Here is a 23,432-nt window from a genome sequence, read left to right on the forward strand (position 1 = left end):
AATTATCCTTGGTTAATTAACTTAAATTTTCGCAAAGCTCTTGTAAGCAAATTTGGTATTGGAGCGTCATTATAACTTTTAGGAGGTTTTTGAAAGACTGGACGCTTTTCTGGTTCGTGTAGGTAACGATAGTAGAGAAATAAATCTCGATAGGGAAACTCAATATTTTCTCCAGCACAGACTGCTTGATTGATATTAGGAGGAATACCAATGTAATGCAGGTAAGTTAGTCGATTACTTTTGTCATAAAGAATTTTATCTTTTTCTTTAAAATGTTCAGAAGTAACAGAGTTGCCTGTAATTTGATGATCTGGTAAATGATGGGCAAAGTTATAAACTGGAATATCAGACCTCATAAACATATAGTTAAGAACTGGTTGGTCTCCTGTTTGATAAAGTATTTCTCTCTCACCTGCTCTCAAATAAGATAATAGTTTCTCTAATTTATCTGGTTCAAACAGAGCTTTTTTAGAAGCGTAAAATCCAGAACAAAATATTTCTGTTCTGATGCGATTTTCATCAAAAACTTGTAGTAGTTTAACTGAATCAATTCTATAAACTTTATCTGGATATTTAAACTGAAAATCGTATACTACACAGTTGTATTCATCTAATTTTTGAAAAATCAAATCTAGTGAATTCATCACTAGAGTATCAGCATCCAAATAAACAAATCGCTCAAAAGGTCCATCAAATGCACAAAATCGTCGATGACCACCATAAATTCTGTATTTATTTTTGTTCATACTAGCAGGACTGGCCTCTAGCATAAATTGATCCCAGCGGTTGATTGATTCTTGATTATCGTAAAGAAATACATTAGGACGTTTAGCTATTTCGTCAGCAATTCGCTGTGTCTGATCATCGAAAGGATAGATACAAACAGGAGTTTCTGGCCCCAAGATAACATCGATACTGTTGAGCAAAGCCACCAGTTGATCGAAAACATAATCATTGCCAAGGGTACAAATACCATTCATAATTTATGAGTGTTGATCAACAAAGTTTGACAACCAGTTAAGCAGGTTTAATTTGTGTAAGATGATTTGACGTGCTTCTGCGATCACATCTTTGGCAGCATACCAAGCATCAGGTGTAGCTGTCACTTCTTGGATGTAGGCAATGCCTTTTTCATCTAAACTGGGCAATCTTAAAAAACTACCTGGTGGCAATAATTTATCAGCAGCCGGGCCACCATAGTAGATTGGTAGACACCAAGCAAGCAAACTATCCCAAAGTTTTTCACTCACATACCAATTATTATCAGCATAATTTTCAATTGCCAGATTGTAATAGTATGGTGCCATGCCATACCATTTATTACCCAATTCTCCCGATTTTTTAGCCGATTCTGGTAAGTTACGCCCATATAAATCAAACTTAATGCTACTAGATTGTAGGGACTGCAAAAAGTCTAAACGCTGGCGATGATTAACTGTCCGGTTAATTCCTGAAGTAACCCAACTACATGATGAAACTTTTTGGGGAGGTGGCATTTCATTTAAATCTTGAAATGAATTTGAGTGATACCAAATAGCAGGCATATAGTCGGGAGTAGGAGCAAAATCATCAGGACCAGAAACGTAGCTACAATACTTCTGGGCTTGTTGATAATTATGATTATTTATTTCTACAATTTCATCTAAAGGCGGTTCTCTTAGTAAATAAATAATCCGCTCTTTGTTGACACCACGCAGTACAGAATCAACATTTACTACTAGTTTTTGCTGCTGTTTACGAAAATTATCTAACCAAGATTTTTGTGGCGATGCTTGGAGAAAATCAAATTGATACATCAGCAGAAAATCTGGTTTTGCTGCCAGTGCCTGCATTTGCATATTGCCCCAAACTCCAAATTGATTCGGGGTTTGTTGCCACAGCCAATCGGCTCTGGTTTCTAAACCTCGATAACTGCTAATCATACCTACAGTTTTAATAGTCATTTTAGTTATTACTTGTCATCAGTTATTTCCCCTAATTTCACTAATTTTCCCTTACACAATAAGTGAGGGAAGCAGAGATTCATCAACATAACTAAGGATTTTTGCCGCTCGATTTTCCCAAGAAAACTGCTTGACAAACTCGATACTATCTGGATAACCTTCTACTTTTCTAGGATGAGTTTCTAAAACCTGTTTCAGACATTCGGCAAATTTACTGGGGTTATCTGGTTCACACCAAGCAGCAATGGAATAAGTATCTTGAAACTCAACTAATGAAGGAATTTCTGTCGCTACAATGGGAGTTCCAGAGGCGAAGTAATCAAATAGCTTTAAGGGAGATGTGAAAGTTGCCGCTTTTCCCGAACAATGAGGGTGAGCTAAAACATCGGCTGCTTGTAGCAGAGATGCTAACTCATTATGCAAAACATATCCCAAAAATTTAATATTATGAATCTGTTTTTCTGTTACAAATTGCTGATAATTTTCGACTTCTGTGGGCTTACCACCTGCACAGGCAAATTGCACATTCGGCATTTCTTTAGCCACATCAATTAGTACATAAATACCTTTAAATTGCTGTAGTCCTCCCGCATAAACTACCAATTTTTGGTTTTCGTCTTGCAATATTTTTTGACGCCATTCTGCCGCTTTTTCTGGTTGTCTCTGCATAAACAATTGATTGAAACCATTGTGCAGCTTAATTACTTTTTCTGGCGGCATGCCATTTTTAATCATGCTTTCGCGGATGGTGTCTACAACTGTAACAGCAATTTGCAATAGCGGATTTTTGACAATTTCTGGATCAAATGGCTTGTCTTCGTGGTGGTGGTGTTCATAAATTGCAGGAACACCATTTTTGATGGCAGCTTTTACAAAATTCCAGTTGCGACTGTGGACAAGTTTAGTAGTTGGAAGTATGTGAAATGGTAAATAATATTTGCTGGCAATGGTGTTAGAGTCAGTAAATTTGCTCCGAAAATGGTCAATTGGCCAAGGCATTGGTAAGGGAGCAACTTTTAATTTGTCATGGAGGTTGTAATATTTCACAAGTTCCGTTGGTGTTTTTCTCGGATTAAAAGGACGAGCTAGATTAACTGGGTTAATGGCTTTTGCTCCTTTGTCAGGGTATACCAAAACTGTTGAGTATCCCAAGTTGGCGGCGGCGTTAGCTGCGTTTGTAGACTGGACTAGATGAGCCTCTGGCTGCGGCAACTCTTCACCAATGAAAAAAATATAGTGTTTTTTGAAAGCCGGATTTTTCATAATTTTAGAGATTAATACTATTCTCAAAACTTTCTAACTTATCGAGCAGATATATAGCAGATTCATAAGTTTCAGTAATTAAGCCATTTTGTTCTTCTGTAGTGGATATCAAATTATCACTTAGAGAGCGGAGAGAGCTAAGGATGAGATTAAGAGAAGTCCGAAACTCAACGGAGATATGATTAAAGCTTTGAGAATAAGTACTTATAATATCTTGATTTTGCTCAGAAATTGAGATGAATTGCCCTTTTATTTGTAAGTTAATAACATCCTCAAAAACATCTATGATGTTGAGAATTCTCCAAGCTGATTTGTAAGAGTCTTCAATTAATTCCTGCCGTTCTTGGGAATTGTCTACCAGATCATCAAGTAATAAGCGCAGGAACCCAATCATCGAGTTCAGCTGCGTGCGAATTTCGTGAGAGATGCGGAGCCAGCTTTGATTGTGTTTAGCAGCTTCAGGATATTCAGCAAATTTTTTGGAGTTTAGGCGCATTGCCTTAAGAATTTTTGTCTGAATCAAGTTTTTATTAGGGCGATCGCTAAATTGCATTGAGTACAAACGTGAGTAGTAACCACCCTTTTGTAAAAGTTTTTCATGGGTTCCTACCTCTACTACTTGTCCTTGATCTAATACGGCTATTTGATCGGCTTTTTGGACTGTGGAAAGACGGTGAGCAATTACTAGGGTGGTGCGATCGCGACTAAGATCATCGAGTGCAGCTTGTACTAAGCGTTCGGAAACGGTATCTAAAGCGCTGGTGGCTTCATCTAAAATCAGAATTTCGGGGTTTTGAAGTAGGGCGCGGGCGATCGCCAATCTTTGCCTTTGTCCACCAGATAACATCACGCCGCGATCGCCAATCAAGCTGTCAAATTCCTGAGGCAATTTGCTAATAAACTCATAGGCATTTGCTTGCTTGGCCGCTATAATAATTTCATCCTCAGTAGCTTCTGGTCGCCCATAGGCGATGTTATTTCGCACCGAGTCATTAAAAAGAAAGGTATCTTGACTGACAATTCCCATTCGCTTTCGCAGGGATATCACATCGAACTCCCGCAAATCGATGTCGTCAATGGTAATATTGCCAGCGATCGGGTCATAGAATCTGGGTAAAAGGTCTGCCATAGTGGATTTCCCAGCACCAGAACTACCTACTAATGCTAAGGTTGTGCCACGCGGTAAATATAAATTCACATCTTTAAGTACCAACTTTTCATGACCAGGGTAGGCAAAGCAAAGAGAATTAAAAGACACGCCCTCTTTTAATTTTGTATAGGGAAGCTTGCCTTTGCTCATGAACGGCTTATCGTGCACGCTTAAAAACTCACTGGTAACATCCACACTGGTGGCGGTACTGGCAAAGTTGCTGCGAATAGTATTTAACTGAGAAATCAATGGCAGCACTCGCAGTAATACTAATAAATATGTCAGAAGTACGGTAGAAAGGGAAGAAACTTGGTTAGCAAAGAAGGTTTTACTCAAAAGTACAATCAGCAGTAAAGCTGTAATACCCATCACCTCACCCACAGGTGTAATCGCTTCCGAATTAACCTGAGATTCAAAATCTGCTGTTTCGCGATCGCGAATTAATTTTTTAATCCGTTGATATTCTTTTTCTTCATTTCCCGTTGCCTTTACCAATCGAATTCCGTTCAAAGTCTCCAGCACAGCAATTGAATATGCTCTAGACATTTGACTGAGTTGCTTACCAAAATTTTTAGACCGGGAAATGGCATACTGATTTATTAACGTCACCAACGACAGCAAAAACGTAGCAGCAATTGTCAACTGCCAAGAAATTGACAGCAATAAACTCACAAAAACTAAAATTGTGATTCCCAGAATAACTATCTTGACTGTACCACCTATAGCACTTGCAGCCCGGCTAATTTCTCCTCCAAGACAGTTGATTAAATCACCAGTCTTGGTCTTGGCATAATAATCTATATCAATTTCTAGTAATAGCCTTAACCCGGTTTCGCGCATATCTGATGTAAGTTTTCGGGTTAAAGAACTTGATGCTAAGGCGCTGGTATAAGTAGCTAAGTTCTTTAAAAGAATTGTGAATATAATCGCTCCAGCCATTACTCCTATCCGGTAAGGTTCTGGAGTATTATCAAAGGGAGATATCAACCTTTTTAAGATGGGAGGGGCGCTACTTAAATCTACTCCTTGCCCCACAATTTTTAAAACCACTGGCACAATTAAAGCTGTGCTTATTCCATTAAATAAAGCTCCAGAAAATCCTAACAATATTGTCAGCAGAATCAAACCTGGATAGGGTTTAGCGAATCTTAGTAGTAGTTTTCTGGTAGACATTGGGTATTTTTATGCAACTTTCACTTATTAATATTATTCACAAATTACTTGCAAAATTTGCTAAAGTTCAAATAAATCAAACTAAATAATATTCATGTCTCAACTCCGTTAAAACACAGTTCCATCTAAAACACCAGCTTCTAGAGATTTTGCCAGATAGAATACCAGAACTGCTCTGGCACAATGAAAGAATGAAAATGTCTTTTTCAATGCCCCACGCCCAATCAAGATTCACAACCGAGCAATTACTGACTTGAGCACAGAAGCCATAGCCTCTATGCTATAGTGTTCCACACATCTTTCTCTTGCCTTAATACCTTGCTGGTTTGCTGACTCTAAATTTTTAAATATCAATTGAATTTGTTCAGCAAGTTGTTCAGGACAAGCAGGGTCAACCAAATAACCAGTATTACCTAAAATTTGGGGAATATCTCCAACGCGCGTTGATAATACAGGTTTAGCCATTGCCATGCCATCTGTCAACTTCAAGGGAAACTGAGCGCGAGCAGTCAAAGTATCTCGCTGGGGAACAACTACAATGTGAGCAGCTGCTACAATTTTAGGCATTAGTTCTACAGGGCACTTTGGTAACTTAATAATCCAACGCCCCCACTTTTGAATCAATTTCTCGTCATAATCATCGTAAGGACTACCACCCACAATCACTAATCTTAAATCTGGCTCACCCAACAAATTGAGCGCCATTAGGATGTCTTCAACCCCCTTGTGAGGTCGTGGTGCCCCAGGAAACATGAGAATTCGATACTGAGAAAGACCATAATCCGTTCTGCTAGACTCAGAATTATACTTCTGGGGGTCAAACATTGCGGTATCTTTACCATTAGGTACGTAAACACCACCGAAGCGTTTTTGGAGAAAGTGAGTATCTATCGTTACTGCATCTGCTTTTGACACTAAGTTTTCCATCCATTTGAGATACAGTGGATGATCTGGAAATTTCAATGCCCCATTTTTCTTGAAAATGTCGCGATAAAATTGCTTAAGACTAGGACGATATTTCCACTCATCACCTCCGTGCCAACTGAGTTCCCAGTCATCCATATCTAAAATTAAAGGACGACCACCACTAAATTTTTTTAGTAGCGATAGACCAAAACTTGTAAACTTTGGTTTTACTGCATAAATAATATCTCCATCTATTTTTTGCAGGAGTTGACGAGAAGATATCAGAAATTCAGGATAATTTGTACCTGCAAGAGAAACAACTGAAATACAAGCCGGAGGAATCGCATACAGTTCTTTCCCATAAATAAAACCAACAATCTCTACTTGATAATTAAGGCTTTGCAGTACTTGAGCTAGTAAAAATGCTCGAATACTACCGCCTCCAGATAGATCACCTACAACTAATGAAACTTTCAATTGTGAAATTTTCTCCTGTCAATTTGCAATTTCAATATTAATAAATATTTAAATTTTGCCAGAGTGTCATACAGGAAAAAGGCCAGTGCATATCTTTATAATGAATATGTCATTTCTTGCGCCAGGGATTTGTAACTTGGTTCGGTAAAAATACTTTAGCGAATCTGTCAAAAATCCTTGTATATAATGAACGACTAATATTTTTCGCATATTGAGGTCGATAAGGATAGGTACAGTGAAGAACTTTAATTTGTTCCTGAATATTATAAGCATCCTCCCATTTACTGAGATAATTATAAGTGGGTGGTAGGATTTTCATGTGAGGGCGTACAGATGCGATCGCAGAAGCAAAAGCCCCTTGGTCTTTTAAAAGTAATTTATCTTGGTTGTTTTTGACAATCTCAAAATAACGTTGAAATTCCTGAAAAAACACCTTAGTTACTTCTGTTTTACAAAAAGCTATCAAACCGCTATTATATTGCACACTATCTGCCTGCAAAGGTAACCCGATAGATTGCAGAATTGGCAAAACATTCGGTAAAAGGTCTTCTTGCTTTCCACGCAATAAATTTGTGGCTTTAACAATAGAAGGTTGCACATCTTCAGTTAATAGCAAATCATATTCATCTAAATATTCAAATACGTCGTTGATATCGGAAAGTAAGCAAATATCTGAATCTAAGTAAATCGTTTTATCAAATTCAGAGGCTTCATAGAGAGCCAGTTTTGCTTGACGTGATGCTAAAACAGTATTTTCATTTGCAGGTGCTGGCTTTAAAATTACATTTTTAAAAGCCTTCAGAAAAGGGTAGAGTACTATCGGAACTTGGTCAATTAAAATAATAATTGGCTCTTGATGAAACTTTCTAATTGCCGCCAAAAAATGAATACAATCTTGAAAAGGATAAAGTCCAGTTAAAATTGTAATAAATCCTCTACTTTCTGTTTTCATAAATAAGTTAAATAATTATTACTTTTAATCCTCGTCTGTCACTCTAATTTAATGTGTCCATTCCCAGACACCTTTACTCCAGTCTTCGTTATAGTAAAAAACTCCTTTCCATTGGGAAAAGTGAACAAAATCTTCGACTTTTAACGTTTTATTCACATCCCTAATCATATAGAGAGGTCGCTCACCGTAAAATGATGCCCACATAGTATAACTACTAGGAGGACCAATAATATAATCACATTCAGCTAAAGAATACATATCTTCAATTATATGATTATTGCCATAAACATAAGATAGATGTTGGAAATAATCCTTTTTTTGCTCCTGATTTGAGCAAATCAAAAATGTCACTTTTTTGTTAGGAAATAGTGTTTGTGCTGATTCCATAACCTTTAAATAATCTTCAACTAAATAAAAATATCTGCCATTTTGATGTTGCTGATAATCTCCATGACGGACATGGACTCCAATGATTACATCAGTCTGGCTACGAATATTGGATATGAGTTTTGCTACATTTAACTGATACTTCTTTAAAGGTTGAAAATAAGCACGAACTTTTCCCCCATGTTTTTGTAGATTTGATATATCATCTACAAACCATCCATCGCGAAATACCCATCCTTGAAAAAAGTTGATAGACCGTGATTTTAATTCTTTTGTGATGCTTGAATTAGTCCAGCTAAAGGGCTGATTACGCTTAATATTAATTGTGTTAAAGCGTCCGCTTTCAGCTAAAGAACGATTGATATTATAGTAGTATTTACGTAGCAATCGGTTTCCTGTAATTGAAAATTGTGGAGAAGGGTAGCAACATAAAAAGTCTTTATCTGTTGATGTAAAAAAATCAGCATACTCTTCAAATGCTGGGTTTATAACTGTGAAATTATTTTCACTGGCAAATGCAATAAAATGAGCAGATAACAATAACCTGTTACCTAGTTGTCCAGATTTTGCAGAGATTACTAACACGTATAAAACCTCTAAAAATGAACAGTGATAATATTTACTCAACCTTTAATATCCAATGGGATATACATAGAATTTGAATTCTATTAAACCTAGCAGATGAGATTAAAGGAGATATCCCTGATGATTGAATAAATTTTTTGGTATCCTTAGAACAGTAAATAACAAAGTAAATCTAACTTTGTATTTGCGGTTATTTCCAGAGAAAATTCACTGATAAATCCAGAGAAATTTTGTTTTTTTCTGGTAAAGTTACCGTATAGCTACGGTTGTATATTATCATATATTAATCAGGCTCTACATTTATACTAAACCAAGTATAAATACTTAATATAAGTTATGCAGGTAGCCTGGTTACTTGCTGAGACTCAAGATTGCTACACAATACAAAAGATTTATGTTGTAAGGGAGGCAGAAGTAATGCAGGTAATCCGTCTGGAAGCACTCTCAGACAACTACATATTTTTGTTACATGATCGCAAACAAAATATCGCTGCTGTTGTCGATCCAGCAGAGTCTCAAACAGTATTAAAGAAACTGGCAGAATTAAAAGCTGAGCTGATAGCAATTTTCAACACACACCACCATAACGATCATGTGGGTGGTAATAAGCAATTAATGGAACAATTCCCCCAACTGATAGTTTATGGAGGAGCTGAGGATCGTGGTAGAATTCCGGGACAGCAGGTGTTTTTGCAACAAGGCGATCGCGTCCAGTTTGCAGACCGTATAGCTGAAGTTGTCTTCGTTCCCGGACATACCCGCGCTCACATCGTTTACTACTTTCCTCCTGAAAAAGCTGGTGAGACAGGCGATTTATTTTGCGGCGATACCTTATTTTCTGGCGGTTGCGGTCGCTTGTTTGAAGGAACAGCAACCCAAATGGTGGACTCTTTAAGCAAACTGCGCTCCCTACCCGATGATACACGTGTCTGGTGTGCCCACGAATACACCTTAAAAAATCTGCAATTTGCCCTAACTGTGGATGGCGACAATGCCGACTTACAAAGACGCTTCAATGAAGTAAAAGCTTACCGTAGTCGAGGAGAAGCTACCATACCCTCTCTACTGGCAGTAGAGAAGCGAACCAATCCCTTTTTACGTTGGGATCAGCCATCATTACAATTAACTGTTAAAAGTAGTGATGCAGTCCAAACCTTTGCGCGTATACGCGAAATGAGGAATAACTTTTAGGCATTCGGCATGGGGGATTGAGGAGCCACTGCGTTGTCCCGGTTCCCCGACTTGTACTATTACGGGGATCTTGCTAGCAAGAGCGTCTCCTGTCTTGAGAAGCAAGTGGCGTCATTGGGCATTGGGCATGGAGCATTGTTTATTCTTCTCCTGCTCTGCTGCATTGATGTCAACTTAACGTTAAAATCAGTCTACAACTAGCTTTTAGAGATTGTCTCGTCAAGAATTTTTGACTGGGAATACCTAATGAAAGGCTCCGCCTCAAGACTAGCGGCAGAGCCGCAATGAAAGAGCATTTCCAGCCAGATGCTGGAAACGAGATTTTAAAGGAGTTTTTGCTTAAGTTGACACCTATAGCTCTCGTGCCTCCCCTACCTCCCCTGATTCCCCTGCTCCCTCATCCCCCACTGCCCATTCCCCACTCCTTCAATTTTTTAGCGTTAATAGTTGCGATCGCACCCTTCCTTTCGCTACGATCTGTAAGCTTTAGGGTAAAGGCAAAGAAGCTTGGAATACAGCATTGACATTGTGAGCTATCCTACCCAAACCCAAATTAATCAGATTTTACAGGAAAACCGAAAAACGATGGCGAAACGTGTGCAGTTAGTTTTAAATCAAGATATCAGCAAGCTAGGAAAATCTGGTGACTTAGTGGAAGTAGCTCCTGGCTACGCTCGTAATTATCTGATTCCCCAGAAATTGGCAACCAATGCCACTCCTGGTATTCTCAAGCAAGTAGAACGCCGTCGTGAGCAAGAGCGTCAACGGCAATTAGAACTCAGACAACAAGCCCTTGAGCAAAAAGAATCTTTAGAAAAAGTTGGCAGCTTGACAATTGCCAAGCAAGTTGGGGAAAACGAAGCAATTTTCGGTACTATCACCACCCAAGATGTTGCAGATGCCATTAAGGCAGCCACTGGTCAAGAAGTTGATCGGCGTGGAATTACCATCCCTGATATTAACCACCTTGGTACTTATCAAGCCGAAATCAAGCTGTATTCGGAAGTAGCAGCACAACTCGATATTCAAGTCGTCGCTAGCTAAAAGACAGCAAAAGGAGCAGAGCAAGCAGGGGTAGCAGGGGTAAATAATAACTCCTAACTCTTATACAGACGCGATTAATCGCGTCTCTCTACTCCTAACTAGCTTTCATCTCAAAACTAAAATCGTTTATGGCTGAAGAACTGAGTTTTCAAGGTGATGGTAGCGCTCGCCTACCACCCCAAAATATTGAGGCGGAAGAAGCGATTTTGGGGGGTATTTTACTAGATCCAGAAGCGATTAGTCGAGTTAGCGATCGCCTCCTTCCAGAAGCTTTTTACATTAGCGCTCACAAAGATATTTATCAAGCAGCTGTGAGGCTCCACGCCCAAGGGAAGCCCACAGACTTGCTCTCTGTCACCAGTTGGCTGACTGACCATGAGATCCTTGCCCGCATTGGTGGCAGAAATAAGTTAGCAACTCTGGTAGACCGCACAGTGTCAGCTGTGAACATCGACGCCTTAGCAGGGTTAGTGATGGAAAAATACCTGCGGCGACAGTTAATTAAAGCTGGCAATGAAATTGTACATCTTGGTTATGAGACAGAAACCGAGTTACCAACTGTTTTAGATCAGGCAGAACAGAAGGTCTTCGGTGTTACTCAAGAACGTCCTCAATCGGGTTTAGTTCATATTTCTGATACTCTAATTAATAATTTCCAGGATATTGAGGATCGAAATCAAGGCATCGCCTTACCTGGAATTCCCTGCGGATTTTACGATTTAGATGCCATGACCAGCGGCTTTCAACGATCTGATTTGATTATTGTCGCGGGCCGCCCATCAATGGGAAAAACGGCCTTCTGCTTGAACCTAGCTCATAACATCGCCGCTTCTTATAAATTACCAGTTGCTGTTTTCAGCTTGGAAATGTCAAAAGAGCAACTGACACAACGGCTATTAGCTAGCGAAGCGCAAATTGAAAGTACTTATCTGCGGACTGGACGCCTGAGCCAAACACAGTGGGAACCTTTAAGCCGTGCTATTGGTATCCTCTCAGAGATGCCAATTTATATTGACGACACGCCAAATATTACAGTCACACAAATGCGTAGTCAGGCAAGGAGACTGCAAGCTGAACTTGGTACTGAATTAGGATTAATTGTAATAGATTACTTACAATTGATGGAAGGAGCAGGCGATAATCGAGTTCAAGAATTATCAAAAATTACGCGTCAACTTAAAGGTTTAGCACGCGAATTATCTGTACCAGTTATTGCTTTATCTCAGTTGAGTCGAGGGGTGGAAGCACGCACTAATAAACGTCCGATGTTGTCAGATTTGCGTGAAAGTGGCTCAATTGAACAAGATGCAGATTTGGTAATAATGTTGTATCGCGATGAATATTACTCTCCAGATACTCCCGATCGCGGCATTGCAGAAGTAATTATAGCTAAACATCGTAATGGACCTACAGGGACTGCAAAACTTTTGTTTAATCCACAGTTTACAAAGTTTCAAAATTTAAAAATTTAGCCAGACTAAATAATTATTTAAATCAATACCTTCGCCAAAGATAGACTACCTCTATCTTTGGCCGAAATAGCCCAAAAAAAGAGCGTGCAATCCTCTTAGGCAAATATCCTAGTGTAGATTATTCAAAATATTTAATCGAGGGCTTGTTGATGAAACCATCAGGCTGGATACAATGGGAGATAACTGCGACAGAATTTTACATTTATGATTTAAAAGATTAAACCGTAACAAGATTTTTATTTGAGCAATGAACGAGCCTGATTTACTCATTAATGATGAATTTTTGCCGAATAGTCATTCTCTATTTGATAGTCTTATATCCATAACTAACTGGGATGAGCGTATACGGGCGCGAAAAACAGCCAGCTTTGGTTCCCCATATAACTACTCAAACATTTCTTACGAATCATGCCCGATGCTGGATAAGTTACTTCCTATTATTGATAGGCTTGAAAAAAACTTTGGGTTTCGACCGAACAACTGTTTAGTCAATTATTACACAAATGGTAACTCAACAATGGGATTTCACTCCGACTCAATTGATGAACTCATGGAGAATACTGGTATCTCTATTATTTCGTTAGGGGCTGAAAGAATAATTACATTTCAGAATAAACAAGACAAAAGCATAGAATATAGTTACTTACTCAAAAGTGGTTCTCTACTTTTTATGCCTCAAAAGACGCAGCAAGATTGGAAGCATGGAATTCTCAAGCAACCAGAAACATTCGGGCGTATCAGTCTGACGTTTAGGTTGTTGGTATAGTCGCGGCAGTTTGATCAAAGTTACAGATACTTTATCTCACGTTTTCTAGCTGTACTTCTGCCCCATTTGTACTCGGAAATATCTAATTTATTTAATAGGGCATTGAGAACAGAGAAAATAGAAACTTCTTTTAATAATTCCCTATCGTCCCCATTCCCCATGCCCTAGTTCTTACTTAACTCCCAGTAATTCCACATCAAACAGCAGAGTTGCATTGGGCGGAATCACACCACCAGCACCACGAGAGCCATAGCCTAACTCTGGAGGAATAATTAACTGACGACGACCGCCTACTTTCATAGTGCTAAGTCCTTCATCCCAACCTTTGATTACTTGTCCGACGCCAATTTTAAAGCTGAAGGGTTGACCGCGATCGCGTGAACTATCAAACTTAGTACCATCTTCTAGAGTGCCGACATAGTGAACTTCAACCGTTTGTCCAGGTTGAGGAGTCGCCCCAGTCCCCTCTTTTAACTCGACATACTTTAATCCAGAGGGGGTAGTTACAGCATTGGCATCAGACATAGTATTACTCGCAATTAAGATATTGTTTTCAGTTACAGTTGTGGGCGCTGGCGACGTTTGGGTTAACTGGGCAGCAATGGCAGTATTCTGTTTACTGCCTACTTGTCCCACAATCAACAGCACAACACACACCAGCATGAACGCCACGCTGAGGAAAATTGGTTTCAAAATCAGTTCTCCTTACTTAGGTATCCTGGCAAAAACATTACCAACAGGACACATTTAGTTTAAATCAGAAAGGACATCCTAACGCCAAAGCTTATTTTCCAAATCGCGCAATTGCCGCTCTAAACGGTCAATTCTACCGCGTAGTTCATCCACTTCCGACTGACGAGCTACCCCCAAATCCTGCATCATATTTCGCATTTGCCGTTGCATTTGGACATCTAAGTTTCCCTGTTCTGACTTTAACTGCTGGGCAATATCATCTATTACCGCCTTGGCTTGCTCAGGATTGAGCTTACCGTCTTTAACTAAATCATCGCTGACTTGCCGCAGTTTTTCTGCTACTAAAGACGTTGTGCCAAGACCCACCATCATTAGCTGTTGCAACCAGTTGTTGCTGTCCATACTCCCCTTCCTCTTACTTATTTCAAACCAGCCGACCCTTGCTCCTGAGTGTAGGCAATCAAGCTATGCTAAAAGCGTAGTTATTCTAGCCTACAGCTCTATTTTGGCAAATTAAGAAACACAGGGTTCAAAGGGCGTGGTTATAGAACTCCTCAAGTTTAAGGTTGTGCCGGATTTACGGGAAGATTTTATCCACAAGGACGCACAAATTTGGACAACAGGGCTGGCTGAATATGCTAGATTTCTCGGTAAACAGGTTTGGATCAGCCCCAATCACCACACAGAAGTTATCGTGATCATTCGTTGGGCAATGCGGTAACAGTGGAAAGGCTTACCCCAAGCTGATTTGCAGACTATTGAAGACAAATTCATCCAAGTACTGGGAGAATCCTATCCAATAGTGAAGTCAGCAGAGTATCAAGTACGGAAATTCCCCATTTGTAGGTGAAAGATTACTCCCAACTCGTAGGGCTGGATAGCTGTGCGTTGGTGTCTCCATTTTTCAAAGTAGGGAAAAGTTAAATTTGTGCACGCCATTTCTGAAAAGCTATCTCGTAATCCTCTGTTTTAATTTGATAAACACTCCACCAATGAAAAAATAGTCCTAACCCCCATCCAATAACTGGGAAGATAGACCAAAAATAACTAGGACTAGTTATTAAATTCAAGAGAATGAGGAATAAATTCACCGCTATAAAGGAAACAAAATGTGTCCAAAAGTCTCTCCGTCGGAAAGTATTAAATGTGCGTTGTGACCGTTCCTCTTCTTGTTGAGCTAACCACTTTTGTTCTGTTGTTTCCAAAATATTAGAAGAAATACCTAACTCAGATGCCATTTCTACAAGTTGTTCTCGTGAAAATTCATCTTCTTGTTTACGAGTGAGTGCTTTTTGAAGAATTTGTTGCACATCTTCGGAATTGTAAGTCATTTTAATTACCTTATAAGTTTGTGTGTAAATGCGCTTTTGATTTCACGAAGTTTTTGATATGCTTCGTTCAATTGAGTTAGCGAATACCTCCACATTTTGCACCCAATATTTAGTTAAATTAACAACCTTATTATTTTCTCATAACCGATTTATAACTACTGTATTTTTCAATACCTCTGTATTGCTTTTATGACATTAAGCCAAACATTATCTGAAATTTTAATGCTAGTAGTGTCAGAAAATATTGACAATTATAGAGGTAAAATTCTCGCTTTTGAAGGGGTTTTTTAATGTTAACTAAAAACTTCCGTATTTACATCGGATTTGGATGCAATAGGCACACCAATGTTAGATAAATAGTTTCAAAACCTTGTCTCGTCTAGATTTTAGTTTGTGTAATCTGACGATCGCCACTCTCTCGATTTACAGAATTGGATACTCAAGTGCAATTCCCACTTATTCATGTGTGTATGTGCTTTTTTGAGCTAATTCATCCGCCTAACAGCTTGCGACAAGCGGAAATTTCAGTTTATCGGCCGTAAATTAATCAGTAGAAAGCAGCAAGTGCAACTCACACGTCCTATGAACAACAGTATTTTTAACCTAACCGTCTCTCCAGTTGCGATCGCCATTATTGGTGGTGGCTTTAGCGGTTCTCTGGTTGCAGCCAATCTTTTACGCAATGCAACCATGCCACTGTCCATCAAGTTGATTGAACGTAATTCTGAAATAGGTAGAGGAGTTGCTTACGGGACACCAGTGGACTGTCACTTGCTGAATGTGCCAGCAGGTAAGATGAGTGCTTATGACGATGAACCAAATCACTTCCTGAATTGGCTGCACAAAAATGGTCATGAACAGGTAACTTCATCTACCTTCGTTGGGCGTCGGGTTTATGGGGACTATGTGCAGGCGACTTTAAAAGCAGCACAGGTAAATGCAGCAGCTAATGTGCAGCTAGAGAAAATTGTGGATGAAGCGATCGCCATCGAAACTAAACCTAACAACACAATAGTGTACCTGAGCAGTGGTCAATGTTTGCATGTGCAAAAGGCGGTGTTAGCGTTGGGTAATTTCCCGGCAATTCTGCCTAGACCAATTGCCACTCTCAAGAAGGATCATGTTAAAGATGCTTGGTCTGCTGATGCGATCGCTGACCTAAATCCAGAGGATGCTATTCTGCTGGTGGGCACTGGGTTAACAATGGTAGATGCGGTTGTTGCCTTGCATCATCAAGGGTTCCAGGGACAAATTCATACCGTCTCGCGGCACGGATTGATGCCTTATAGCCACAAATCAACAACTCCTTATCCGGCATTTCTTGATGTACAAACTGCACCCAAAACGGCGCGAGGACTGCTGCATCTGGTACGTCAAGAACTGCGCGAGGCTCTTACCCAAGGACATGCCAGTTCCTACAACCGGGGGAACCCCGGCAACGGACTGGCTCAAGATTGGCGGGCAGTAATTGATGCCATCCGCCCAATTATTTCAGAACTTTGGCAAGCAATGCCATTGCCGGAACAAAAGCGATTTCTGCGCCATGTCAAAGCTTACTGGGAAGTTCACCGTCATCGGATTGCTGAAGAAATTGCCGAAGTACTGGATGCTGCAATGGAGTCAGGTCAACTGATCCATTACGCAGGTCGGATTCAAAGTTGTCAGGAGTTTGAGAATGGAGTAAATGTGAAAATCTGTGAACGGGGAACGCACAAAGATATCGTTTTGCAAGTTAAGCGAATTGTCAACTGCACCGGCGCAAATTGTGATTACCTCAAATTGCAGCACCCATTGGTCGCTAGCCTCCAAGAACAAAGGCTGATCCGTCCTAACACATTGTCAATGGGAATCGACACTGCCCCAAATGGTGCGCTGATCGATGCAGATGGAAATACATCTCAAATGCTGTACACCTTGGGGACACCGCGCAAGGGCAATCTTTGGGAAACCACTGCTGTTCCTGAAATTCGGGTTCAAGCAGCAAGTTTGGCACAGGAGTTACTGAAATCTCTCAATCCAAAACCCGATGCTCCTACTTTCGTGTTGAAGAAACCTGCTATGCTATTTCGTCAACTATTCGATAAAGAATCTTGTACTTATACTTACCTAATAGCCGACCCAGAAACTAAAACAGCTATCCTAATTGATCCTGTATTAGAGCAGGTCGAGCGTGATCTTCAGATATTGCGACAATTGGGGCTGACTCTGCGCTATTGTCTGGAAACCCACATCCATGCTGACCACATCACTGGGACAGACAGATTAAGATCACTAACGGGTTGTTTAGGGATTGTGCCTGAGAATGCCGCAGCTACTTGTGCAGACCAGTACATTGCCGATGGAAATATGTTGGAATTGGGGAATGTGCAGATTCGGGCGATCGCTACCTCTGGTCACACTGACAGCCACATGACATACTTAGTCAACGGCACTCATCTATTAACTGGAGATGCCCTGTTCATCCGGGGTTGTGGTCGTACCGACTTCCAAAGCGGCGACGCTGGATCACTGTATGATGCCGTTACTCAGAAGCTATTCACATTACCGGATGACACCTTGGTATATCCTGGTCACGACTACCAGGGACAGACAGTATCCACCATTGGCGAGGAAAAGTGCTGGAATCCTCGGTTTGCAGGACGCAGCCGCAACCAGTTTATTGAATTAATGAAAAACCTCAACTTACCCAAACCTAAAAAGATGCTGGAAGCTGTACCTGCAAATCAGCATTGTGGCAAAGTCCTAGTTGCATTGGACTATCAAATTTGAAAATTTAGCTATGGAAAGGGTAAGCCGATGTCTACGACAGGCTGTTCAGTGACGCACTTTTTCTATTGAGATTATATGGTAGACCTCTTGCAAAAATCCTTGAATCACCCCTCCCCAACCCTCCCCTTTACAAGGGGAGGGCGCAAGATTCAAGTTTCCCCCCTTTATAAGGGGGGATTAAGGGGGGTCTATTCGACTTATGCAAGAGGTCTGGTGATCTCTAACGACAAGCCGCTGCACGTCTACGCTCTGTTATTTTCCGAGAGAGTTATTCTTTCTAACTAATTGCCTTCTTTTTCTTCAGCCATGTTCCCAACAACCCAGCAATTGCTATTCCTCCAATAGTTGATGGCTCAGGAACAGGTATTACACTCACATTATCTAAGTATAAAAATGCGTATCTATCCACATTCCCAAACTTTAACTCTGTAGATGATGTGTCTGCCGTGAAATTGAACTTATATAACGTGTATGGTTGAAAAGAAATGTTTTTTTGATCAAAAATCTTATTTCCACCTACAAATGTCTGAAATTCATTATCAAGGTCAGGGGCCTCGTCTATAGATGCTAAATAGTAACTAAGTTCGTATTCCTGACCAGGTTGTGTAGAAAGTGTCTGCGATATATAGCTGAGGTCTACAAATCCACCAAGTGATAAACCCTGATTACCACTTTGAGGAAAATTGCTAATTCTAGTTCCTGATGTATTGATCGGATCGCCAAACTTAGTCCATCCTGTAATATTAGGATTTGTAGTCTTAGGATTATTAGGATCTACGAGAGGGTCGAGTTCAAATCCTCCGTTAAAAACAAGGTTTCTAGGATCTGGAACATAGTTGGGATCATATTGTGCTTGCGCTACTGGAATATAAGTACCAGTAATCACAGCAGTGCTAGCTAAGGTAGTGGTAAAACTCAAAACAATAATTGAGAGTTTTTTAGTTAACTTCATAAAACTTGACTCCAAATAATTTCCAATTCCGACAATTAAAACAAGTTGATATAGCGGTGTGCAGTTGAGTGAGATCCAAAAACTTTGCTGAAATGATTTGACAGCAGGGATTTTGGTGTTCTCATCCAATCGATAACCGCTATATAGGACTACGATTTGATTTTTTCAAAAATATAAGACTGAAAAACCCGTATTATCACGGGTTAATTTGGAATTTTGTTCATAAATAATATAGGATTTCTATAGTTATATCAGTTGCTACGTAACTTAAGATGTAGGATATATAAAGAAGTAATTGATTTTCGTATTTCGATGGCAAACCCTTACAGCTATGATCTGCGAGGAAAAGTGAGAGAGGCGATTAAACTAAATGGAATGAAGCGTTGCGAAGCCAGTGAATTCTTCAACATCAGTCGTAATACTATCAATATATAGTTTCAGCGTCGGAGGGAAACGGGTGACTTTAATGCCAAAGTCAGAGCGCATCGGGGCAATGGCACAAAACCACCGGCTGGGATAAGTTTCGAGCATTTGTAGAAACCTACAGGGACAAAAAAACTCAGGTGGAGATGGGCGAACTGTGGGAGGACGATATTAGCGTTAGATTATCAAATTTTAACTTGATTCAGCTATCAAAAAAGTAAGGCGAACTCTACGACAGGCTATTAGGTGATTCACCTTTTTAGTTAAGTTGTGTAGAGTTTGCTCTGTTATTTTCCGAGAGTAACAAAAAAGGGCTATTCTTTCTAGCTAATCGCCTTCTTTTTCTTCAGCCATATTCCCAATAAACCAGCAACTGCTACTCCTCCAATTGTTGATGGCTCAGGCACAGGCAAAGGTTTTACACTCACATTATCCAAGTATAAAAATCCATATTTATCCCAATTGCCAAACTTTAACTCTGTGGATGATGCGTCTGCCGTGAAATTAAACTTGTATGGTGTGTATGGTTGAAAAGAAATGTCTTTTTGATCAAAAATCTTATTTCCACCTATAAATGTCTGAAATTGATTATCAAGGTCAGGGGCCTCATCTATAGATGCTAAATAGTAACTAAGTTCATATTTCTGACCAGGTTGTGTAGAAAGCGTCTGTGATATGTAGCTGAGGTCTATAAATCCACTAAGTGATAAGCCCTGATTACCACTATCATGCTGAGGAAAATTGCTTATTCTTATCCCTGATATATCCATCGGATCACCAGACTTAGCCCATCCTGTAATATTAGGATTTGTAACGTTAGGATCATTAGGATCTACGAGTTGGTCGAGTTCAAAGCTTCCGTTTTTAACAAGTTCTGCCGCTTGTGCTCCTGCATTATAAATATTAGTAATCACAGCAGTGCTAATTAAGGTAGTAATAAAACTAAAAACAATAATTGAGAGTTTTTTAGTTAAATTCATGAAAATTGACTCCAAATAATTGTAAATTTCGACAACTAAAACAAGTTGATAGTTACATCCATGCTGGCTTTCAGTAGTGTCAATAAAAATGAACACTTTCTTCTGGTTTATAAGAGTTAGCTATAGATATGGATAATGATTCATCCACCCAAAGCGATTTTTCTCAATAAACCCATGATGGAGTTTTTAAATCAGATGAATTTTAGTGGCATTCTTGACACTATGGAGCCAGACATTGCTTAGGCTTTTACCTGTGGTTTATTCATCCCCATCATCTATCACCAATTCTTCCCAATAGCTTTGACACTCACATCATCCAAATATAAAAACGCAGACCTTGCGAAAGAACCAAACTTTATCTCTGTGTTTCTTCCTTTTGCTCTAAAATCTAAGGTGTATTGCTTATAAGGTTGGAAAGGAGTATCATTTTTAACAGAAACCTTCTTTCCATTTATAAAGACCTGAAATTTATTGTTAATGTCAGGCTCCTCCTCTATGGATGCTAAATAGTAAGTAAGTTGGTAGCGTCGACCAACAACTGTAGGGATAGTCTGTGATATGTAGTTAATGCCTGAAAATGCACCAAGTGATAAACCTTGGTTACCAGTGTGAGGAAAGTTGCTAATTGTAGTACCTGGAGCGCCAGATTGAAGCCATCCAGTAACATTAGGATTTACACCGTTAGGATTATTAGGATCTGCCAGAGGGTCGGTTTCAAATCCCCCATTATAAATTAGCTCTTGTCCTTCCGCTTGTGCTGCTGACTTATAAGTATTGGTAATCACAGCAGTATGAAAGAAGACAGTGGTCAAACTACAAACAATAATTGAGAGTTTTTTAGTGAACTTCACAAGACATTACTCCAAATAGTTCAAAATTAAGGACAACGACTACTTAATTGATTTACTTTGTGGTGATTAAGGCGCAAGAAACCCATAATTATTTTTGAAGATATTCTGGGCAGTAGTACCACTTAAGTAAGTAGAAAAACTCTGTGCTGTCGTTAAAACTTTAGTTTTGGTGAGTATACCTAGTGGATAGACAATCAGATCACTCTCTGTTGTTAAGGCAGTTTGTACGACTTTTACCTTTTTAGAAATGGCAGCATCAGTTTTGTAAACGATACCTGCGTTGATAGTTTTATTTACACCTTTAACAGTTACAGAAGCTTTATTTTCAACAGCAGTTAAAACGTTACGCACATTGCTAGCAAGGTATAATTTAGGACTTAGAGTAGTGAAAATACCTCGCTTAGTCAGAACTTGTTTGGCATAATTTCCTGCTGGTACAACTGGAGGAGTGCCTGTGTAATCACCTATAGCAACACCACTAATATTGGCATTGGTTAAATCATTGAAGCTAGTGAGAGCCGCACTACCAGCACTAACAGGGGGCGTCGTCGGAGTAATCAAAACTAGACGGTTTCTGACAATGTTTTTACGGCTACCTGCTACCAATTTACTTGGGCTTGAATTTTGCAAGACATTTATTTGGTCGTTGGCAGCAGAAATGAAAATATCTGCTGGAGATCCTGCTTGTATTTGCTTGAGCAAGGTACCAGAAGCACCAAATGTATAAACAATGTTGACACCTGGGTTAGCATTTTGGTACTGAGTCTTTATGGCATTCAGCGCGTTTGTTAAGCTGACAGCCGCATACACGTTAAGTGTGGTTGCGGAGCTTGCTGGTGAAAAATTGACAAACTGTAAGCCAATTACCAGCATCATGCTGGTAATTGCCGTAGCAATCCAAGTAATAAGTCTTCTTCTGTTCATGAAAGTCATAGTTTGGGGAAAATATTACCTAAGGATCTTATTGCTCACATACATAATTTACGTACAGGCAACGAAAAAACCGATCATATAGAAGGAAGGCAGAGGATACGGATAAACGAGGTTTGAGAGGGTTTTGCGTAAGTCCTACGCATAATCAATTCTGGAAATAAACGACCAATCACAATTGCTAAAAGCATTAGTGTGATGGAAATTTATTGTTTCCAGGTAGGATTACAGAAACGGCGAGTGAAATGTATTTAGTGATGAAATATTATCAGTTAAATACGCTCATTACCAATATTTTTGGTTAACAAACCCTGACAACAGGGCAAACGCATCTATGCTAAATATTCTAAAAAAAGCTAATTTACTTGTATAGCAAGGGTTTTGTCATAAATTTGTCGGCTAAATCTTAAATAATTAAAATTTTTACAATACCAATATTTTAAAAATAAGGTGCGTTTAGCAATCTGTATACTGATTTATTTGGTAATTAAATTGCTGCGTTGACACTACTCCACAGGCATTGCCCCTACATCTGTGTAGAAAAAGGAGCGTTCGCATCCAAAAGTGCTTGTAACTCATCCGCCTGGATCAATCACATATAATTCTCTGTTTAGATAAAAATATTTACAATCTTTAAGCATATCAATAAAATATTTTGTTTAACATGGATCTAACGATAGATAGATTTTATGAAATAAATAGTCTAGATTTGTAACAGATTACACAGAACTAGGTAAACACATGGCCAACATAGTTGACACTGCCAGTAATAATGGTTCTTTCACGACACTAGTTGCAGCAATCCAAGCTGCTGGTTTGGTAGATACACTGAAAGGTCCTGGTCCCTTCACTGTCTTCGCACCCACTGATGAAGCGTTTAACAAGCTTCCAGCAGGTACAGTAGACGCATTACTTCAAGACATTCCAAAGCTCAAGAAAATCTTGACCTATCATGTTGTCTCAGGCAAGGTACTAGCTGCTGATGTAGTTAAACTGAAGACAGCTACAACAGTTGAAGGTTCAGATGTAAAAATTGACGCTTCTAATGGCGTTAAGATCAATGATGCAACAGTTGCAACACCAGATGTTGCTGCTGATAATGGTGTCATCCACGTCATTGATACAGTTTTGATTCCTGCATAAGTAAACCTCACAATAGCGAATGCTATTTGTGGAACGGCTACCTATAGTCGT

Annotated in this window: 21 protein-coding genes; 7 read left to right on the forward strand and 14 right to left on the reverse strand. The window is 39.5% G+C overall.

What is annotated here, in order from left to right; translation table 11 throughout:
- Positions 1-2 precede the first annotated feature (2 nt).
- The 7 genes from V7K35_RS16825 to V7K35_RS16855 all read right to left on the reverse strand — a co-directional run bounded on the left by V7K35_RS16825 (position 3) and on the right by V7K35_RS16855 (position 8,836).
- The gene (locus tag V7K35_RS16825; RefSeq protein ID WP_335080374.1) at positions 3-980 is read right to left on the reverse strand and encodes an Npun_R2821/Npun_R2822 family protein; all 978 of its coding nucleotides are present in this window, start codon (positions 978-980) and stop codon (positions 3-5) included.
- Positions 981-983: 3 nt separating this feature from the next.
- Complete coding sequence (locus V7K35_RS16830) at positions 984-1,943, reverse strand: glycosyltransferase family 10 domain-containing protein (RefSeq protein WP_335080375.1); 960 nt, start codon at positions 1,941-1,943, stop codon at positions 984-986.
- A 51-nt stretch (positions 1,944-1,994) separates the two neighbouring features.
- A complete protein-coding gene (locus V7K35_RS16835; RefSeq protein WP_335080376.1) occupies positions 1,995-3,206 on the reverse strand; it encodes a glycosyltransferase family 4 protein in 1,212 nt (403 codons plus the stop codon).
- A gap of 4 nt (positions 3,207-3,210) precedes the next feature.
- Entirely contained in the window at positions 3,211-5,529 is a 2,319-nt protein-coding gene (locus V7K35_RS16840; RefSeq protein WP_335080377.1) for an ABC transporter ATP-binding protein, read from the reverse strand.
- A 231-nt stretch (positions 5,530-5,760) separates the two neighbouring features.
- Positions 5,761-6,912: a glycosyltransferase family 4 protein gene (locus tag V7K35_RS16845; protein WP_335080378.1), complete on the reverse strand. Its 1,152-nt coding sequence runs from the start codon at positions 6,910-6,912 to the stop codon at positions 5,761-5,763.
- A 109-nt stretch (positions 6,913-7,021) separates the two neighbouring features.
- Positions 7,022-7,864: a hypothetical protein gene (locus V7K35_RS16850; protein ID WP_334797655.1), complete on the reverse strand. Its 843-nt coding sequence runs from the start codon at positions 7,862-7,864 to the stop codon at positions 7,022-7,024.
- A 48-nt stretch (positions 7,865-7,912) separates the two neighbouring features.
- Positions 7,913-8,836, reverse strand: a complete 924-nt coding sequence (locus V7K35_RS16855) for an alpha-1,2-fucosyltransferase (protein ID WP_335080379.1) — start codon at positions 8,834-8,836, stop codon at positions 7,913-7,915.
- Positions 8,837-9,253: 417 nt separating this feature from the next.
- Here V7K35_RS16855 and gloB point away from each other — a divergent pair, with 417 nt between their 5' ends.
- From gloB to V7K35_RS16875, 4 genes are all read left to right on the forward strand, one after another.
- Complete coding sequence (gene gloB / locus V7K35_RS16860) at positions 9,254-10,027, forward strand: hydroxyacylglutathione hydrolase (protein ID WP_335080430.1); 774 nt, start codon at positions 9,254-9,256, stop codon at positions 10,025-10,027.
- A gap of 585 nt (positions 10,028-10,612) precedes the next feature.
- Positions 10,613-11,071 carry a 50S ribosomal protein L9 gene (rplI, locus tag V7K35_RS16865; RefSeq protein ID WP_334797741.1) on the forward strand — a complete coding sequence of 153 codons (459 nt, stop codon included), beginning with the start codon at positions 10,613-10,615 and terminating at the stop codon, positions 11,069-11,071.
- A gap of 128 nt (positions 11,072-11,199) precedes the next feature.
- Positions 11,200-12,543 carry a replicative DNA helicase gene (gene dnaB, locus V7K35_RS16870; protein ID WP_334797652.1) on the forward strand — a complete coding sequence of 448 codons (1,344 nt, stop codon included), beginning with the start codon at positions 11,200-11,202 and terminating at the stop codon, positions 12,541-12,543.
- A 247-nt stretch (positions 12,544-12,790) separates the two neighbouring features.
- Positions 12,791-13,309 carry an alpha-ketoglutarate-dependent dioxygenase AlkB gene (locus V7K35_RS16875; protein WP_335080380.1) on the forward strand — a complete coding sequence of 173 codons (519 nt, stop codon included), beginning with the start codon at positions 12,791-12,793 and terminating at the stop codon, positions 13,307-13,309.
- 171 nt (positions 13,310-13,480) lie between these two features.
- Here V7K35_RS16875 and V7K35_RS16880 read toward each other — a convergent pair whose 3' ends face one another.
- Complete coding sequence (locus V7K35_RS16880; RefSeq protein WP_334797651.1) at positions 13,481-14,002, reverse strand: FKBP-type peptidyl-prolyl cis-trans isomerase; 522 nt, start codon at positions 14,000-14,002, stop codon at positions 13,481-13,483.
- Positions 14,003-14,080: 78 nt separating this feature from the next.
- The gene (locus V7K35_RS16885; RefSeq protein WP_322649270.1) at positions 14,081-14,404 is read right to left on the reverse strand and encodes a phasin family protein; all 324 of its coding nucleotides are present in this window, start codon (positions 14,402-14,404) and stop codon (positions 14,081-14,083) included.
- Positions 14,405-14,540: 136 nt separating this feature from the next.
- Between V7K35_RS16885 and V7K35_RS29755 the strand changes: the two genes are divergently transcribed.
- Positions 14,541-14,723 (forward strand): TIGR03792 family protein, encoded by a 183-nt coding sequence (locus V7K35_RS29755; RefSeq protein WP_442939737.1) that lies wholly within the window; start codon positions 14,541-14,543, stop codon positions 14,721-14,723.
- Positions 14,724-14,922: 199 nt separating this feature from the next.
- On the opposite strand, the gene V7K35_RS16895 is transcribed toward V7K35_RS29755, so the two are convergent.
- Positions 14,923-15,333, reverse strand: a complete 411-nt coding sequence (locus V7K35_RS16895) for a 2TM domain-containing protein (protein WP_335080381.1) — start codon at positions 15,331-15,333, stop codon at positions 14,923-14,925.
- A 582-nt stretch (positions 15,334-15,915) separates the two neighbouring features.
- On the opposite strand from V7K35_RS16895, the gene V7K35_RS16900 reads away from it, so the two are divergent.
- A complete protein-coding gene (locus V7K35_RS16900; RefSeq protein ID WP_335080382.1) occupies positions 15,916-18,102 on the forward strand; it encodes an FAD/NAD(P)-binding protein in 2,187 nt (728 codons plus the stop codon).
- 277 nt (positions 18,103-18,379) lie between these two features.
- Here V7K35_RS16900 and V7K35_RS16905 read toward each other — a convergent pair whose 3' ends face one another.
- From V7K35_RS16905 to modA, 4 genes are all read right to left on the reverse strand, one after another.
- The gene (locus tag V7K35_RS16905) at positions 18,380-19,054 is read right to left on the reverse strand and encodes a PEP-CTERM sorting domain-containing protein (RefSeq protein ID WP_335080383.1); all 675 of its coding nucleotides are present in this window, start codon (positions 19,052-19,054) and stop codon (positions 18,380-18,382) included.
- Between the two features lie 746 nt (positions 19,055-19,800).
- A complete protein-coding gene (locus V7K35_RS16910) occupies positions 19,801-20,457 on the reverse strand; it encodes a PEP-CTERM sorting domain-containing protein (protein WP_335080384.1) in 657 nt (218 codons plus the stop codon).
- 278 nt (positions 20,458-20,735) lie between these two features.
- Positions 20,736-21,308 (reverse strand): DUF642 domain-containing protein, encoded by a 573-nt coding sequence (locus V7K35_RS16915; RefSeq protein ID WP_335080385.1) that lies wholly within the window; start codon positions 21,306-21,308, stop codon positions 20,736-20,738.
- Between the two features lie 66 nt (positions 21,309-21,374).
- Complete coding sequence (gene modA / locus V7K35_RS16920; protein ID WP_335080386.1) at positions 21,375-22,232, reverse strand: molybdate ABC transporter substrate-binding protein; 858 nt, start codon at positions 22,230-22,232, stop codon at positions 21,375-21,377.
- Between the two features lie 747 nt (positions 22,233-22,979).
- On the opposite strand from modA, the gene V7K35_RS16925 reads away from it, so the two are divergent.
- Positions 22,980-23,381 (forward strand): fasciclin domain-containing protein, encoded by a 402-nt coding sequence (locus V7K35_RS16925; RefSeq protein ID WP_334796446.1) that lies wholly within the window; start codon positions 22,980-22,982, stop codon positions 23,379-23,381.
- The last annotated feature ends 51 nt before the right edge of the window (positions 23,382-23,432 follow it).

Origin of the sequence: Nostoc sp. (assembly GCF_036917275.1) — a bacterium.
In the GTDB taxonomy this organism is placed as follows: domain Bacteria; phylum Cyanobacteriota; class Cyanobacteriia; order Cyanobacteriales; family Nostocaceae; genus Nostoc.